This is a genomic window from Mucilaginibacter sp. OK268 (genome assembly GCF_900103125.1).
In the GTDB taxonomy this organism is placed as follows: Bacteria; Bacteroidota; Bacteroidia; order Sphingobacteriales; family Sphingobacteriaceae; genus Mucilaginibacter.
Genome location: NZ_FNJV01000004.1, coordinates 276,010 through 288,916, shown reverse-complemented (window position 1 = coordinate 288,916; position 12,907 = coordinate 276,010). Strand labels below are relative to the sequence as shown.

The 12,907-nt window shown below is 41.8% G+C and carries 11 protein-coding genes; 7 read left to right on the top strand and 4 right to left on the bottom strand.

Annotated elements, in window-relative coordinates; all coding sequences use genetic code 11:
* Position 1 precedes the first annotated feature (1 nt).
* The 3 genes from galE to BLR84_RS15875 all read left to right on the top strand — a co-directional run bounded on the left by galE (position 2) and on the right by BLR84_RS15875 (position 2,981).
* Positions 2 to 1,021 (top strand): UDP-glucose 4-epimerase GalE, encoded by a 1,020-nt coding sequence (galE, locus tag BLR84_RS15885; protein ID WP_090470018.1) that lies wholly within the window; start codon positions 2 to 4, stop codon positions 1,019 to 1,021.
* Positions 1,022 to 1,143: 122 nt separating this feature from the next.
* Positions 1,144 to 2,196: a dTDP-glucose 4,6-dehydratase gene (gene rfbB / locus BLR84_RS15880; protein ID WP_090470015.1), complete on the top strand. Its 1,053-nt coding sequence runs from the start codon at positions 1,144 to 1,146 to the stop codon at positions 2,194 to 2,196.
* Positions 2,197 to 2,243: 47 nt separating this feature from the next.
* The gene (locus BLR84_RS15875; RefSeq protein WP_090470013.1) at positions 2,244 to 2,981 is read left to right on the top strand and encodes a tyrosine-protein phosphatase; all 738 of its coding nucleotides are present in this window, start codon (positions 2,244 to 2,246) and stop codon (positions 2,979 to 2,981) included.
* A gap of 81 nt (positions 2,982 to 3,062) precedes the next feature.
* On the opposite strand, the gene BLR84_RS15870 is transcribed toward BLR84_RS15875, so the two are convergent.
* Positions 3,063 to 4,301: an ABC transporter permease gene (locus BLR84_RS15870; protein ID WP_090470375.1), complete on the bottom strand. Its 1,239-nt coding sequence runs from the start codon at positions 4,299 to 4,301 to the stop codon at positions 3,063 to 3,065.
* A 175-nt stretch (positions 4,302 to 4,476) separates the two neighbouring features.
* On the opposite strand from BLR84_RS15870, the gene BLR84_RS15865 reads away from it, so the two are divergent.
* On the top strand, positions 4,477 to 5,220 hold the full coding sequence (locus BLR84_RS15865) for a TlpA family protein disulfide reductase (protein WP_090470010.1): 744 nt from the start codon (positions 4,477 to 4,479) through the stop codon (positions 5,218 to 5,220).
* A gap of 53 nt (positions 5,221 to 5,273) precedes the next feature.
* Here BLR84_RS15865 and BLR84_RS15860 read toward each other — a convergent pair whose 3' ends face one another.
* Positions 5,274 to 5,621 (bottom strand): HesB/IscA family protein, encoded by a 348-nt coding sequence (locus BLR84_RS15860; RefSeq protein ID WP_076371805.1) that lies wholly within the window; start codon positions 5,619 to 5,621, stop codon positions 5,274 to 5,276.
* A 92-nt stretch (positions 5,622 to 5,713) separates the two neighbouring features.
* Between BLR84_RS15860 and BLR84_RS15855 the strand changes: the two genes are divergently transcribed.
* The 3 genes from BLR84_RS15855 (at position 5,714) to dnaA (ending at position 9,655) form a co-directional block, all read left to right on the top strand.
* Positions 5,714 to 6,244 (top strand): DUF7935 family protein, encoded by a 531-nt coding sequence (locus tag BLR84_RS15855; protein WP_090470007.1) that lies wholly within the window; start codon positions 5,714 to 5,716, stop codon positions 6,242 to 6,244.
* 4 nt (positions 6,245 to 6,248) lie between these two features.
* The gene (locus tag BLR84_RS15850) at positions 6,249 to 7,796 is read left to right on the top strand and encodes an acyl-CoA mutase large subunit family protein (protein WP_090470004.1); all 1,548 of its coding nucleotides are present in this window, start codon (positions 6,249 to 6,251) and stop codon (positions 7,794 to 7,796) included.
* Between the two features lie 434 nt (positions 7,797 to 8,230).
* Positions 8,231 to 9,655: a chromosomal replication initiator protein DnaA gene (gene dnaA, locus BLR84_RS15845; protein ID WP_076371801.1), complete on the top strand. Its 1,425-nt coding sequence runs from the start codon at positions 8,231 to 8,233 to the stop codon at positions 9,653 to 9,655.
* A 232-nt stretch (positions 9,656 to 9,887) separates the two neighbouring features.
* Here dnaA and BLR84_RS15840 read toward each other — a convergent pair whose 3' ends face one another.
* Positions 9,888 to 10,952 (bottom strand): type I restriction endonuclease, encoded by a 1,065-nt coding sequence (locus BLR84_RS15840; protein ID WP_090470000.1) that lies wholly within the window; start codon positions 10,950 to 10,952, stop codon positions 9,888 to 9,890.
* A gap of 411 nt (positions 10,953 to 11,363) precedes the next feature.
* Positions 11,364 to 12,887 carry a GH3 auxin-responsive promoter family protein gene (locus BLR84_RS15835; protein ID WP_090469997.1) on the bottom strand — a complete coding sequence of 508 codons (1,524 nt, stop codon included), beginning with the start codon at positions 12,885 to 12,887 and terminating at the stop codon, positions 11,364 to 11,366.
* Positions 12,888 to 12,907: the final 20 nt, after the last annotated feature.

Below are 12,907 nucleotides of genomic sequence, written 5' to 3'. Positions count from 1 at the left end.
AATGAAGATATTAGTAACCGGCGGTTTGGGTTTTATTGGCTCCCATACCGTTGTTGAATTGGTAAATGCAGGTTATGAACCTGTTATAGTTGATGACCTGTCAAACTCCGACCCTAAAATACTGGATCAGATAGCCCGGATAATAGGCTACAAACCCGTTTTCCATAAACTTGATCTGAGCAATGAGCACAGTGTAAAGGAGCTGGCCGTTAACGAGCCTGATATTGATGGCATTATTCATTTTGCCGCTTTTAAGGCAGTAGGTGAGTCGGTACAAAAACCATTAAAATATTACCGCAATAATTTTTACTCCCTCATTAATTTGCTGGATGCTTATTACGGTAAACCACTAAATTTTATTTTTTCATCAAGCTGCACCGTTTACGGACAGCCAGACATATTACCCGTTACCGAAGCTGCACCGGTGAAACCGGCAGAATCTCCTTATGGTAACACTAAACAAATAGCCGAAGAGATCCTGAGAGATACGATAGCCTCTGGTAGTAACTATAAGGTAATAGCACTAAGATATTTCAATCCGGTAGGAGCGCATGAAACCGCGCTTATAGGCGAGCTACCTATCGGTGTACCACAAAACCTGGTTCCTTTTATCACCCAGACAGCTATTGGCAAACGCGAAAAACTGACCGTATTTGGCAATGATTATGATACTGCAGATGGTAGCTGTGTCCGCGACTATATACACGTAGTTGATTTAGCCAAAGCGCATGTGGCAGCTCTAAAACTGGCCGAAAAAGAAAGCTTTACCGGTTATGACGTATTTAATATTGGCACTGGTAATGGCAGCACCGTATTAGAGGTGATACACGCCTTTGAACGCACCACCGGTGTAAAATTAAATTACCAGATTGGCCCGCGCCGTGCAGGTGATGTAGAAAAAGTTTGGGGCGATGTAACCAAATCAACTAATAAACTGGGCTGGAAAGCCGAACTGGGCGTTGAAACCATGATGTTATCGGCCTGGGAGTGGGAAAAATATATATCACAAAATCCTTTATAAAAAACAAACACTAATCACACGAATTTTATCGAATTTCACTAATTGAAGCTTTTTTATCAGTACAATTTGATTCGTGAAATTCGATAAAATTCGTGTAATTGGCGTCTATTAAACATTTACAGATGAAAAAGATCATTATTACAGGTGGTGCTGGTTTTATAGGATCGCATGTGGTGCGCCGTTTTGTAAAAAACTACCCTGATTACACTATTGTCAATTTAGATAAACTAACTTATGCAGGTAACCTGGCAAACCTTACTGATATTGAGAACGAGCCTAATTACCGCTTTGTAAAAGGCGATATAGTTGATATAGCTTTTATTAACGAATTGTTTGCCACCGAACAGCCAGACGCGGTGATACACCTGGCTGCAGAATCGCACGTTGACCGCTCTATTGTAAGTCCGCTGGAATTTGTGATGACCAATGTAGTAGGTACCGTTAACCTGCTTAACGCGGCCCGTGAAAACTGGAAAGGGCGTTACGATCAAACCCGTTTTTACCATGTTTCAACCGATGAGGTTTATGGCACCCTGGGCGATGATGGCATGTTTACCGAAGAGACTGCCTACGATCCGCATTCGCCATACTCGGCATCAAAAGCCAGCTCCGACCATTTTGTGCGTGCCTATCAGGATACCTATGGTATGAACACCGTACTATCCAATTGCTCTAATAACTATGGTTCCTATCACTTTCCTGAAAAGCTGATACCCTTGGCTATTAACAACATTAAACAAAGCAAACCCGTACCGGTATATGGCAAGGGCGAAAATATCCGCGACTGGCTTTGGGTAGAAGACCATGCCCGCGCTATCGACCTTATTTTCCATAAAGCTAAAGCAGGATCAACCTATAACATCGGTGGTCATAACGAATGGAAGAACATTGACCTGATTAATTTGTTATGTACTATACTCGATAAGAAACTGGGTAGGGCCGAAGGAGAATCAGCCAAACTGATCACCTTTGTAACAGACAGGGCGGGACATGATCTAAGATATGCCATAGATGCATCCAAACTTAAAGATGAATTAGGTTGGGTACCCGGAATAACATTTGAAGAAGGACTGGAAAAAACAGTAGACTGGTACCTGGCTAATGAAGAATGGTTGGAAAACGTTACATCAGGCCATTATCAGCAATACTACAGTGAACAATATGCTAACCGTTAACTGCACCGTACGCATGAGCGCCAGAAAAATAATTAACTGCGAATATTATGTTTGGGTTATTTAAAAAGAAAAAGGAAAGGCATGCGAACTTTAACTATGATTCGATCATGGTTGATATGCACTCACATGTATTGCCCGGAATAGATGATGGTGCCAAAACACCAGAAGACTCCATTATCCTGATTCGGAAGATGATAGAGCTGGGGATAAAAAAGATTATTGCGACCCCGCATATAATGGTTGATTTTTACAGGAACACACCCGAAACCATTAATAACGCGCTTAACATACTAAAAGCTGAGCTGATAAAGGAAAACATTGACATACCCGTTGAAGCAGCCGCCGAGCATTATTTCGATGAAACCTTTGAAGCCCGTGTAGATGAACGCAGGTTGCTTACCATGGGCGACAATTATGCCTTATTTGAGTTTTCGTTCATCAATAAACCGCCAAACGCTATAACGGTTATTCAAAAGATGAACGACATGGGCTATAAACCGATCCTCGCCCACCCAGAAAGGTATCCTTATATGGATCTGGAACAGTTTAAAAACCTGCATACCTGGGGTTGTAATTTCCAGCTGAATACCATTTCGTTAACCGGGTACTATGGCCGTGAAGCAAAGAAAATGGCCGAAAGCCTGATAGACAATGAGCTGATCGATTTTATATCAAGTGATATGCACCATCCCAAACACGCAGCGGCGCTAAAGGATGCTCTGCGTACTACTTACATCGAGAAGTTACTCTTTGATTACCCGCTGAAAAACACTTTGTTGATGTAGGGAGAAGCAAGAAATAAGAGTCAAGAATCAAGATATGAAAAATGGGTCTTGGTTCTTGACTCTTATTTCTTGCTTCTCCTCTTATTCGTATCTCAATGCTTCTACCGGGTCAAGCCTGGAGGCCTTTTTTGCCGGATAATAGCCTGATATCAAACCAATAAAAGTACATAACAGCACGGCAAAGAACAGCCATGCCCAGGGCACCACAAATGTTCCGCTAATTTGAACAGCTATTAGGTTACCTATTGCCATTCCTAACAATATACCAACAGCCCCGCCTATAAGGCATATCACAATAGCCTCTATTAAAAACTGCTTGCGGATCACCGCTGGTGTTGCCCCGATAGCCTTACGCACACCTATCTCGCGCGTACGTTCGGTAACAGATACCAGCATAATGTTCATGAGCCCTATTGCCGCCCCGATGAGGGTAATGATACCGATGGCAAAACCCGCGACAGTAATACCCATTAACTGGCCCGAAAGTTCTTTCTGTATAGAATCGCTCCGGGTAATATCAAAATTAGTATCGTTGGCGATGTTGAGGCCACGAATGTTCCGGAATAAAGAGGTAGCCTCACCTATGGATGCATCAAGGGCGCCGGGATTGGCAACCTTAATAGTTATAGTGTAGGAGATGTTGCGCACCGTATCTATCTGCTTAGCTTTAAGTATGGGTATAATACAGAATTTATCGCCGCCAAATGAGCTGGAGCCTTTTGACGCGATTACGCCAACTATACGGTATTTATTACTACCAATAAAAAGCGACTTGTTTATCGGGTCTTCCTTTTTAAAAAGTTTTGATTTGATCTCGTCACCAATAAGTACCACGTTGGCGCCATGTTCCAGCTCTGATGATGAAAAATTACGCCCGAAGGATAATTTTTTCCCGCTGGTAGCCAGATAATTTTCATTGGATCCAGAAATAGAAATATTCGGATTTGTTTTTTGATTGCCGTATTTAGCCACAGCCGTACCTGTCACATCCAGATTGATGGCGGTTAAAACCGGTAATTTAAACGTTTTTTTAAACCGTTCGGCCTGGTCGTAAGTAACTGCCGGGTAAGCTTTATGATTTCCGCCATTGCCAAAGTTGAGCCCTTCACCACGATTTTGAATAGTGAACGAATTGGCGCCCAGATCGGCAAAAGCATCATTAGTAAACTGTCGTATCCCCTCAATAGCGGTTAAAATACCCACCAGGGCCATAATACCTATAGCAATAATTAACGAGGTAAGCGATGTACGCAGCCTGTTGCCGGCTATAGATTGTAATGCAATGGAGACATTTTCTTTGTAGGAGGTTTTTACCGGCATGGTATAAAAATAAAAAAACTTTGCGGTTTGACTGTGCACTGCATCATTTTGTTACAGCAAACTCAACCGTTATAATAAATAAAATCACGTTTTAATATTTAACCTATAAGTTATTATATCATTTGCACGGTTTATAAATAGATAATATCTTTATAAACATCACAAACCTTACCTCATGAAAAAGTACCTCCTGTTTTTTGTCATTAGCTTTTATTGTTATTTATCCTGCCACGCCCAAACTACCAACACGGTTAAGAAAACGGTAGCGTTTCATCCTCCTGATCAAAGCACATTAGTTCTTGACTCAGCCGGTAATACTTTACCCTATGAAAACTGGCATAACAAACTCATAACCGGCCAGTATCGTTTTACATTTAAAGTGCCGGGAGATCAAAATGCCGGCCTTATCTTAACCCAGCTTTCGGCAGAAGAAATAGCAGAGCGTTACGCTAATATGCCTGAGCCACCGCAAGGTCCTTATTTTAATAATGGGGAACCCATAAAACCATTTTCCATTGGCGGCATTAACAAGTTTAAATTTAATACAGAGGCCTGGGCCGGCAAAGTGGTGGTGCTTAACTTTTGGTTTATTAATTGCCCCCCATGCCGACAGGAAATCCCTGAGTTGAATAAAATAGTTGCCAGTTATCCTAATGATTCTGATATTATTTTTATAGCCATTTGTTTGGATAATAAAAGTGATGTTGAAGACTTCATCAAAACATCCCCTTTCAGCTATCATCAGGTTGTTAATGGGAAAACTTATGCAGATCTGTTTGGTATACGTCAATACCCAACTAATGTGGTAGTTGATAAGCAGGGCATTGTGAGGTATAATACCACGGGATACGGCCCGGGCTGGGAGCAGTGGATTGATAAAGCAATCAAAAAGAGCCTGGCCGCTGAAAAATCAAAGTAAACAAAAGAGGCAGCCCATGGGCTGCCTCTTCATAATATCTTAAAACCTGTAGTTTATACCGCAAATGAAGTACCACAGCCGCAGGTACTGGCAGCATTGGGGTTATTAAAGGTAAATCCGCGGGCATTTAAACCGTCCTGAAAATCAATTTGCATGCCTGCCAGGTACAAGCCATGGGCTTTATGCATAAATACCCTTATACCATCAATATCATATTCCTGGTCGCCATCCTTTTTTTGATCAAAGCCAAGCACATAATTCATGCCCGAGCAGCCACCACCTTCAACACCAACACGCAGGCCAAAATCGTCGCCTATCTCTTGCTGATCCTTCAATTTAAAAAGTTCTTTAACGGCTCCTGGAGTAAAGGTTACCGGTGCAATTTCAACAGCAGTACTCATCTTATTTTTATTTAACTATACAAATATAATGTAAAATGTAGATTTTTGTTGCAACCGGTATTTTATGACCTCAGTTTAACATTTTATAAAACATGCAAACATTACCCTATATACTTGATATTTTAAAATATACTATTGCGGGCATCGGGGTGGTGTGGGTTGCGCTGTATTTATTTAAGCCTTATCTTGACAAGGCCCAGCAAGTGCAGGTACTGGAATTAAAAAGAGCCGTTAGCAGTCAAACTTTACCGCTACGCCTGCAGGCTTATGAGCGGGTCATCTTATTTATTGAAAGGGTTAACCCTGCCAGTATGCTTCTCCGCCTTAATACTCCGGGCTTGTCTGCAGCCGAACTGCACATGATGGTTGTTACCGAGATCCGGAACGAGTTTCAGCATAATGTTACCCAGCAAATTTACGTGAGCGTTAGGGTATGGAACGTAGTAAAAAGGGTAAAGGATGATACACTGACCCTGGTGAACAATACCATTAAGACTCTCCCGCCGGATGCTTCAGGCACCGAGATGAGCAAAACTATGCTGATCCATCTAAGTCAGTTGGAGCAGGATCCATATGAAATAGCCACAGGTTTGGTTAGGCAGGATATAGAAGAATTATTTTAACCTCATGGCCGAAAAAAAGTTCAGCACCACATCGGGCATCGAAATTAAAGAGGTTTATACCCAGCCATCCGCTATGGATGAGCTACCCGGTGAATTTCCGTTCACCCGCGGTATCCAAAAAGATATGTACCGGGGCAAAGCCTGGACCATGCGCCAATACGCGGGTTTTTCTACCGCCGAGGAATCCAACAAACGATACCATTATTTGCTGGGACAGGGTACAACCGGTCTTTCTGTAGCGTTTGACCTGCCCACCCAGATCGGGTACGACTCAGACCATGAGCTTGCCGAGGGAGAAGTAGGTAAGGTAGGGGTAGCCATTGACTCCTTAAAAGATATAGAGATATTGTTTGATGGCATAGCCCTCAAGGATATCACCACCTCCATGACCATCAACGCCACGGCACCCATTTTACTGGCCATGTACATAGCCCTGGCCAAAAAACAAGGAGCCGACCTGAAGCAGATCTCCGGAACGGTACAAAACGATATATTAAAGGAGTATGCCGCGCGTGGTACTTATATATATCCACCAGCGCCATCCATGCGGCTGATAACCGACGTGTTTGAATATTGCAGCAAAGAGGTGCCTAAGTGGAACACCATATCCATATCCGGCTATCACATCCGCGAAGCCGGTTCAACTGCTGTGCAGGAACTGGCCTTTACCCTGGCCAATGGCAAAGCTTATTTAAAAGCAGCGCTGGACAAGGGATTAGATATTAATGTGTTTGCCAAACGTTTATCCTTCTTTTTTAATTGCCACAACAATTTTTTTGAAGAAATAGCCAAATTCAGGGCAGCCCGCCGCATGTGGGCACACATCACCAAACAACTGGGTGCGACTGATGCTGGCGCGCAAAAGTTACGTTTCCATACCCAAACCGGGGGCTCTACTTTAACGGCGCAGCAACCGTTGAATAACATCATCAGGGTAAGTAACCAGGCTTTGGCCGCGGTGCTGGGCGGCACACAATCGTTACATACCAACGGGTACGACGAGGCTTTATCCTTACCAACCGAAGCTGCAGCCAAAATAGCGTTGCGCACCCAGCAGATCATCGCTTTTGAAAGCGGTGTTACCGATACGGTTGACCCATTGGCCGGCTCTTATTTTATAGAGGCCCTAACCGATGAGATAGAGGCAGCCGCGCAATTATACATCGACAAGATAGATGCCATGGGTGGCGCTGTTAAAGCTATTGAACAGGATTACATCCAGCAAGAGATAGCTGCATCGGCTTACCAATATCAAAACGATATTGAAAGCGGCGAAAAGGTATTGGTAGGTGTAAACCGCTTTACCCAGCAGGAAGCTGCCGAGCTAAATGTTTTCAGGGTGGATGACAGTATCCGTAAGATGCAAACAGAAAAATTATCAACATTAAAAAGCAGCAGGGACAATCAAGCAGTAGCTATAAGTTTACAACAATTGCAGGAAGCAGCCAAAGGCCAGGAAAATTTAATGCCCTTTATCCTCACTGCTGTAGAGTGTTATGCCACATTGGGGGAAATTGCTGACACACTGCGCCACGTTTTTGGCGAATATTAACACATGTTGTAAATTTTTTCAGACAGTTATTATGCCCTACTGTTGATAAATAAAACCAATACTTTATTTTATTTACCAGTATACCAGAACATTAATTTTTAACTGTTGCGTTAACATCAAATTGGCTCAACTATTGTGGCATGCCCTCGTATAAAAAATAATTATCCCCCTGGTAATTATCCTGATTTTTTATTAAATTAATCGGTTCATATTAATTGGGACTAACGGAAATATAATTGCAATTTTTGCCGTAAAAATCAATATTTAATGAGTTTTTTTCATTAAAAAGCTGATTATCATGCCAGAAATTTATTTGCCAAAAAAGTGAAAATTTAATTTTTTTATAAGCTTTTTTTGGCAATATTCGATGTTCCGTAGCAGGCCCAAAAATTGTTTCGCTGGGGGTTGGAAATCAATATATTACTAATATCTATATGGAAAAAACCTGTACTACCGTTTGGAATAGCTGCCTCCAGATCATAAAAGATAACATCCCAGCACAAAGCTTTAAAACTTGGTTCGAGCCAATAAAAGCTTTACGCATGGAAGGAAGCGTTCTTACGATACAGGTACCAAGTTTATTCTTTTACGAGTGGCTCGAGGAGCACTATGTAGGCTTACTGCGCAAAACAATAAAAAAACAATTAGGCGACGAAGGGCGTTTAGAGTATAATATAGTTGTGGAGCAATCATCAAGTAAACCATACACCACTAATATGCCTTCGAACGGAAATGGTGCCGAGTCCAAAAATCAGTCAATGCCGATCCCTATCTCGATCAATAAGGACATTAAAAATCCTTTTGTGATCCCCGGCTTGAAAAAATTAAATGTTGATCCGCAGCTAAACAGGAACTACACCTTTGAAAACTTTGTTGAAGGTGATTGCAACCGTTTAGCCCGCTCTGCCGGTTATGCCGTTGCTGCAAAACCCGGTGGCACTTCTTTTAATCCTTTAATGATATATGGCGGTGTTGGTTTAGGTAAAACCCACCTGGCCCAGGCCATTGGTAACGAAATAAAGCGCTCATTGCCCGATAAACTGGTACTTTATGTATCGTGCGAAAAATTTACCCAACAATTTGTTGACGCGCTTAAACATAATAACATTAATGATTTTGTGAACTTTTACCAGGCTATTGATGTACTGATCATGGATGATGTGCACAACTTTGCCGGTAAAGAAAAAACGCAGGATTTCTTCTTCCACATCTTTAACCATCTACATCAATCAGGCAAACAACTGATCATTACATCAGATAAAGCGCCTAAGGATCTGGCTGGTTTAGAGGAACGTTTGCTTTCAAGATTTAAATGGGGCTTATCTGCCGATCTGCAGATCCCTGATCTGGAAACCCGCATGGCTATCCTCAAAAACAAGATCTATCAGGATGGCATTGAGCTTTCGAACGATGTAATTGAGTACGTAGCGCACAACATTGATAACAATGTACGTGAGCTGGAAGGCGCCATGGTATCCCTGCTTGCACAGTCAACGCTGAACCGCAAGGAGATCGACCTGAATCTGGCCAAGCAAATGCTCAAGAACTTTGTGAAAAACTCATCCAAAGAAATTTCGATGGAGTATATCCAAAGCCTGGTTTGCGAGTATTTTGAAGTACCTATTGAAATGGTAAAATCACAAACCCGCAAACGCGAAATTGTACAGGCCCGTCAAATATCCATGTACCTGGCCAAAGCCCACACCAAAAGTTCATTAAAATCAATCGGCCACTTCTTTGGCGGCCGTGATCACTCTACCGTAATATACGCCTGCCAAACCGTTGAGGACCTTATTGATACCGATAAGAAATTTAAAGGTTATGTTGCCGACATTCAAAAGAAGCTAAAAATGTCATAACTGACCTATTATCATATTACTATGGGCCCTGCATATCATTTATGCAGGGCTTTTTTGTGTTGGATGCTATAACCAGAATTTGTCATGCTGAACTTGTTTCAGCATCCCATTAGCAGGTTTAAAACCATGCTTATCTGTAACTGTGCAAGTGAGATGCCGAAATAAATTCGGCATGACTTTTCAGTTTTTGATTTTCTACACTATAGCACGCGATTCCTGCTAAATGACTCAATTATTTTTTATTTAGTTTTTCTGTTGTTTTTATGAGTATATCAGCGTACTTAAATATGTCATCTATTCCGTTAATGTCATATTTGATCTCTTTTTTACTTTCATCAAGTACAACAAGATGCTTTTTGCTGTTCAGATACAAACGGCAGATCGTTTTTCTGTTATTGTCATCAAGTAAAATAGCAAAATAAGATTGAGCGTCTCTAAATGTAATTCTTGTAGATTCAATAGTTTGTCTTAATATCGACTTTACGATATAAAACCCTTCAAGCTCTTCTTCTGTTGTAATGATATTAGTTGCAGCCTTTTCCTGAGCCTCTTCAACCTTTGTTGCTTCTTCGCTATCCTTTTTCTTTTCTTGATTCAACGCAGATTTTAATCGTTCATTTATCGTATCATTTATCAATTGATTAAATGATCGTTTAACAATAGGTATAAATTGCTCTTTAACTTTTGCTGTTAGTACCCCTGGATAAATTTGTTTGGTAAAAAATGCCACAAAATTTTCAGAAGGTGATTCTATCTCTTTATTAAGAATTACTTTTAACTCGTTAAGATATTTAAGCTCGCTTGCCGTATTTGTTATGTTCTCTTCATCAAAATAGGATTTATGAAATTTCTTTAACTCTGCAATTTCAACCTCTTTGATCTCAGTTAGTTTAAATTCAAAAAATGGCGTAGTATCCATTTTATTTTTCTCAACCAGGTCTGTATAAAACCGATAGGTCATCCCGTTTGACAATAATCCAAATTTGGCTTTTGTTGTATGAAAATATCTAAACAACTGCGAGTTATGCGGATCAAGATTTTCGAGATGATGTTTACATTCTATTAAAATAGCCGGCTCACCATCTTTCATGATAGCATAATCAACCTTTTCTCCTTTTTTTATACCTATATCAGCAATAAATTCGGGGTTAACTTCAGAGGGATTAAATACATCATAACCCATTATCTGTATAAAGGGCATAATTAATGCGTTCTTGGTAGCTTCTTCGGTTTGAATTTGTGGGAGCATTTTTTCAGCGCGCGCTGCAAGCTGTAATATTTGGTCTTTAAAGTCCATGTGGATAAGATTTAGGTTTAATCTATTGGTTTACTTAATGTTAAAGATACTGTATTTGTAATTATTAACAAATACTCATTAATACGGCCAGTGGAAGATTGCTATTTGGCTAAAGCCCACAAATATTTTCATTATCCGTCCCATAAATGGGACGGCAATGAATAACAGACAGATTGATCATCCATTGCCGTTGGTTTTAACCAACGGATAACAAGTAAAATAGGAAAGGGCTTTAGCCAAAAGGGAGGAAGTTATCTATTTCGCTTTTGACGCAAATCTTGTGTACAGTGACTTTGCGAACAAAAGCTGACTTGTGCCTTCAATACCTGGCATATAAGCACAAGCCATCACCTCACAGGCCACACGCGTCTTGATTCCTGGCTCTTATCTCTTGATTCAAATTCCTTACCTCTATCCACTCACCGGCTCCATCATTTTTAAGATGGCATCGATGTATTCGCGGTTGTTGGCCAGGCGGGGTACTTTATGCTGACCGCCCAGTTTACCTTTTTCTTTCATCCAGTTGAAAAAAGTGCCTTCGGGGGCGCGACGTACAATAGGGCGGCGCAGGGCCATATCTTTAAAACGCTTGGCATCATAGTCGGAATTGATGCGGCGCAAGGTTTCATCAAGCAGGTCGACAAAACGTTCAAATTCGGCGGGTTTCTTTTCAAACTCAATGATCCATTCATGCGCTCCGCAATCATTACCATTAAAGTAGACAGGGGCTGCCGTATATTCCCTGATAATGGCGCCTGTTTGGCGACAGGCCTCTTCCAGCGCTCGTTCGGCATTGTCAATGATCACCTCTTCGCCAAAGGCATTGATGTAATGTTTGGTACGCCCGGTTACTTGTATACGGAATGGCGCTAAGGACGAAAACCTGATAGTATCGCCGATCATATAACGCCACAGGCCGGCGTTGGTGGTGATAATGAGGGCATAGTTCTTGTCCAGTTCCACCTCATCAAGCGTGAGCGTTTTAGGGTCATCGTCGTGCAGGTTTTCCAGGGGCAAAAACTCGTAGAATATACCATAGTCCAGCATCAGCAACATATCGCCCGGCTCTTTGGTATCCTGGATACCAAAGAAGCCTTCTGAGGCATTATAATTCTCCAGGTAGTACATATCATCGCTTGGGATCAGCAATTTAAACTGCTCGCGATATGGAGTAAAATTAACCGCTCCGTGAAAGTACATCTCCAGGTTGGGCCATACTTCGAGTAGGTTTTTTTTGCCGGTAATTTCCAGTATGCGTTTAAACAGTACCAGGTTCCAGGTGGGGACGCCGCTGATGCTGGTTACATTCACATCCTTGGTGGCCTGTGCTATCTTCTCAATTTTTTCCTCAAAATTTTCCAGCAAGGCGATGTCCAGATCGGGGGTGCGGTGAAACTCGGCCCAAAGGGGCAGGTTTTTCATGATCACTGCCGAAAGATCGCCAAAAGAAGTATCGGCACTCAGCTGGCTCATCTGGTGACTACCGCCAAGCGTCAGGATCTTCCCGGTGAACATGCGGGCATTGGGCTGGTTATTAAAATAAATAGTGAGCAGGTCTTTACCGCCTTTGAAGTGGCATTCCTCTAACGCCTCCTCACTCACGGGGATGAATTTACTCCTGTCGTTGGTGGTACCTGATGATTTGGCAAACCAGCGGATCTCAGAGGGCCACAATACATTTTTTTCGCCCATGAGCATACGCTCGATATAGGGTTTAAGCGTATCATAGCTTTGTATAGGTACCCGTTCTTTAAACTGATTGAGGTTATCGATGCTTTTATACTGATATTTGCGCCCCCATTCGGTGTTTTCGGCGCCAGATATCAGTTGCTCAAACCACTCCTCCTGCACCTCGTTGGGGTACTTCATAAAAAGCTCTATCTGATGAATACGCTTTTTCATGAACCAGGTGAATACCGAATTAAAGATCGTCATGGGTTGTGGAATAGAATCAA

Bases quoted from the DNA above. Each gene is read 5' to 3' on its own strand.
- galE (WP_090470018.1), top strand. From the start codon at position 2: ATGAAGATATTAGTAACCGGCGGTTTGGGTTTTATTGGCTCCCATACC.
- rfbB (WP_090470015.1), top strand. From the start codon at position 1,144: ATGAAAAAGATCATTATTACAGGTGGTGCTGGTTTTATAGGATCGCAT.
- BLR84_RS15875 (WP_090470013.1), top strand. From the start codon at position 2,244: ATGTTTGGGTTATTTAAAAAGAAAAAGGAAAGGCATGCGAACTTTAAC.
- BLR84_RS15870 (WP_090470375.1), bottom strand. From the start codon at position 4,301: ATGCCGGTAAAAACCTCCTACAAAGAAAATGTCTCCATTGCATTACAA.
- BLR84_RS15865 (WP_090470010.1), top strand. From the start codon at position 4,477: ATGAAAAAGTACCTCCTGTTTTTTGTCATTAGCTTTTATTGTTATTTA.
- BLR84_RS15860 (WP_076371805.1), bottom strand. From the start codon at position 5,621: ATGAGTACTGCTGTTGAAATTGCACCGGTAACCTTTACTCCAGGAGCC.
- BLR84_RS15855 (WP_090470007.1), top strand. From the start codon at position 5,714: ATGCAAACATTACCCTATATACTTGATATTTTAAAATATACTATTGCG.
- BLR84_RS15850 (WP_090470004.1), top strand. From the start codon at position 6,249: ATGGCCGAAAAAAAGTTCAGCACCACATCGGGCATCGAAATTAAAGAG.
- dnaA (WP_076371801.1), top strand. From the start codon at position 8,231: ATGGAAAAAACCTGTACTACCGTTTGGAATAGCTGCCTCCAGATCATA.
- BLR84_RS15840 (WP_090470000.1), bottom strand. From the start codon at position 10,952: ATGGACTTTAAAGACCAAATATTACAGCTTGCAGCGCGCGCTGAAAAA.
- BLR84_RS15835 (WP_090469997.1), bottom strand. From the start codon at position 12,887: ATGACGATCTTTAATTCGGTATTCACCTGGTTCATGAAAAAGCGTATT.